Genomic DNA, 3,805 nt, shown 5'->3' on the forward strand with positions numbered 1-3,805 from the left:
CAATTGTGAGGGGTATAACTTTATTTGTATAGATGAAATTAAGTATTTTCCTAATCTGGAAGTGCTAACTATAGATTCTTTTGATTTACAAGAGCTGAACTTGACTTTTAACCCTAAGTTAAAAAAGATTGATATTAAAAACAGTGAGCATCTTACAGAAATTGATTTTTCAAAAAATACCTTTCTTGAAATTTTAAAACTAGAGAATTTATTTTTAGAAAATTTAAGTTTAAGAGCAAATACAAACCTGAGAAAAATAACTTTTGATGGTTTAAATGATATGGATGAGATAGATTTAACGCATAATGTGAATCTTGAGGAATTATATATTAGCCATATGCTGAATTTTGATGCCAGCCTGAATGAAAAAAATAAAAGACTAAAAAAAATATATTGTTCATATGGTGGTTCATGCAGCTGGAGCGAAAATGGACTTCCTGAATTAGAAGATCTTACTTTAGAAAATGCTGAGATTAGTTCAATAGATGTTACAAGGCTTTATAAATTGAAGAAATTAGATTTAACTTGGAATCAGATATCTGAAATTAATCTTTTTAACAACATACTACTAGAAGAATTACGCATTGGAGATAATGCATTCTCCAACATAAATCTTGAAAAAAATATAAATTTAAAATATCTTCATCTGGGTGGAGATTCTAACAGGTGGTCATATGAAAAGATCAATCATGATTTTTTAGATGTCACTAATAACACCAAATTGATTGAATTATTTATTAATTCAATGGGCTTGTCGAATCTGGATCTATCTCAAAATTTATTTCTTAAAAAACTTTATATTAATGAAAATCCACTAAAATCTATTGATTTGTCAAAAAATGATTTGCTTAATAATTTGAGTTTGCTAAATACAATGTTGGAAGATATCAATCTTTCAGAAAATCATAAATTAGAAGAGGTTCAACTACAAAACAACAAATTAAGTTCTATTCAGTTTCCTCTTGAAATGAAAATAAAAAAAATGAGTTTGTCAAAGGATATGTTGGATAATGTCACTATAGAAAAACTTTTAGCTGAGGGTTTTGTTTTTGAAAAAGATTGATATCCTTGGATCTCCAAAGTGTTCAATTGAAAAGCAGCACAAATCTTTTTGCTTCAGCACTTAAATAATAACTTTACATTAATACACAAAGCTTGGCTATGTGAAAGAAAGGTATTCCTTTTTGTACTCTTTTTTACGCATAGAATCTATGTTTCTATTTGTTTAAATAAAATATTTTGAAATTATCACACTGTGCAAAAGCCTCCTACTTTGTGCATTTTTGTGTACTTATGTGTTATTAAATTTTATAAATGTCTCCTGACTTTAAATGTTCCTTCTTACTTTATTTTAGTAAATGAATTCTTAATACTGATGTAAGGTAATTTTAAATATGCCATAACTTTGGCCTTAAGATTAAATCGTTTTTTTGACATAAAAATTTTTTTATGGAAAAGAACAAGGATTTAGGCAGAAGAAGGTTTCTTAGAAATTCTTTATTGGTTGCCGGAGGAGTTTTCATCGCCCCATTGATTGAAAGCTGCAGTAATGATGATAAACCAGACCATGATGATGCTCCAGATGGAATGAAAAACGAAGGTTTTGAAACCGGAGTTGCCAGTTTTGACCCAACTGAAACCGGAGTGATTATCTGGACAAGATATTCAGCAGGCTCTGATGCCGAAATTAATTGGGAAATAAGTAAGAATGCTGCGTTTACCGAAATAACCAGAAAAGGACAGGCGGCAGCATCATCTACAAATGATTTTACAATAGCGGTAGATGTTCAGAATATTCCATCGAATACAAAATATTTTTACAGATTTTTTAATGCCAAAACCAAACAAGTAACCGTTATTGGAGAAACTCGCACATTACCTTCAAAAACAGACAGTGTAAATGATGTAAAAATGGCTGTTGTTTCCTGTTCTAATTTTCCGGCGGGACTTTTCAATGTATACGGAGCGATTGCTTCTTCAGAGGCCGATGTAGTGGTGCATCTGGGAGATTATATTTACGAATACGCGCCGGGACAGTACGGAACAAATCCGTTTACCAATCCTCTGGGCAGAGAACACAAACCCGCCAGAGAGATTACAAGTCTTAGCGATTACAGAGAACGCTACAGACAATATAGAGGAGATAAAAACCTGCAGCTTCTGCATCAGAAAAAGCCTTTTATATGCGTTTGGGACGACCATGAATTTGCCAACGATACTTATAAATCCGGTGCCGAAAACCATCAGCCTTCCGAAGGAGATTTTCAGGTGAGAAAAATGGCCGCTTTCCAGGCTTATAGCGAGTATATTCCGCTTAAAACAGGAAAAGACTTTAGAATTTACAGAAGCTTTAATTTCGGCACTATTCTTTCCCTTTACATGATGGATACCCGAGTGATTGCCAGAGATAAGCAGCTGAGTTACGGTGATTATATCGATAACAGCGGAAATTTTAACCAGACTAAATTCAAAACCGATCTGTTAAGTACTAATAGAAGGTTAATTGGAAGCGAACAAATGACATGGCTGGGATCGCAGATCAATGCTGATACCGCTAAATGGAAAGTACTGGGACAGCAGATCCTGATGACCAAAATGCTGATTCCTGCTGAGCTGTTGATGCTTTTGAATCAAATTTTAGGAGAAGTCTCTAAACTAGGAAGCGCAACACCCGCGACTATGAAGGCGCTTACAACAACAATCTCTCAGCTTGTGGTTATTAAAATGAGACATAAACAAGGAGATCCTTCGTTAACGGCACAGGAAATTGCGAGAGTTACCACTACTTTACCTTATAACCTGGATGCCTGGGACGGCTATTTTGCCGAAAGAGAACAATTGTATGCAATGCTTTCCGGAAAAAATGTAGTGGTTTTGGCCGGAGATACTCACAATGCATGGATGGGTAAACTTACAGATATGCAGGGGAAACGCATAGGAACCGAAATAGCGTGCAGTTCGGTGTCATCTCCGGGATTAGAATCGTATTTCGGAATTACTTCAGACCCTACAAAAGCGATAGAACTGGCACAAGCGTTTACAGTCCTGATCGATGATTTAGAATATGCCAATTTGTACAAGCGTGGATACACCTATCTTAAATTTACAGCATCCGGTTCTGAAGCCGAATGGCGATTTGTAGACAGTGTAACCACTGAAACCACCAATACGGTTACAGAAAAAAAATATACTATAGGATAGGAATTTTATTCGACAGAATTCCTTATGAAAAGTTGCGCAAATGTCTCTGACTTTGCGCAACTTTTTGCGCTTATAAATTATTACAGTTTACAAAACTCTTCATTCCCAGTAGAGTCCCTTATGAAAAGCTGCGTAAATGTTTCTGACTTTGCGCAATTTTTGTGCTTATAAATTATTACAGTTTACAAAACTCTTCATTCCCAGTAGAGTCCCTAATGAAAAGCTGTGCAAATGTCTCTGACTTTGCGCAATTTTTTGCGCTTATAAATTATTACAGTTTACAAAACTCTTCATTCCCAGTAGAGTCCCTTATGAAAAGTTGCGCAAATGTCTCTGACTTTGCGCAATTTTATTAGTTCTTATAAATCAGAATCGTTTCAAGAGTCTCAGACTCTTTTTCATCAGTTAATAGATATTTAAAAATAAGTTAAATCTTATATTTTTGTAAAAGAGATTTAAAAATGAAAGAGGGATACATAATAAGAGATCAAATATTGCCACATTTTATAACTTCAACAGTTGTAGACTGGGTAGATATTTTTACACGTCAGGTATATAGAGATATTGTCATTGAGAGTTTAGAATACTGCATTGAGAATAAAGG

General features: G+C 34.2%; 1 protein-coding gene and 1 pseudogene. Both read left to right on the plus strand.

The genetic code is table 11. From position 1 onward, the window contains the following. Nucleotides 1-1,063: pseudogene (locus JO950_RS21440) on the plus strand (hypothetical protein); the annotation flags it as partial. Nucleotides 1,064-1,449: 386 nt separating this feature from the next. After that, the gene (locus JO950_RS21445) at nt 1,450-3,201 is read left to right on the plus strand and encodes an alkaline phosphatase (RefSeq protein WP_202704466.1); all 1,752 of its coding nucleotides are present in this window, start codon (nt 1,450-1,452) and stop codon (nt 3,199-3,201) included. Nucleotides 3,202-3,805: the final 604 nt, after the last annotated feature.

Origin of the sequence: Flavobacterium sp. UGB4466, assembly GCF_903469665.1 — a bacterium.
In the GTDB taxonomy this organism is placed as follows: domain Bacteria; phylum Bacteroidota; class Bacteroidia; order Flavobacteriales; family Flavobacteriaceae; genus Flavobacterium; species Flavobacterium lipolyticum.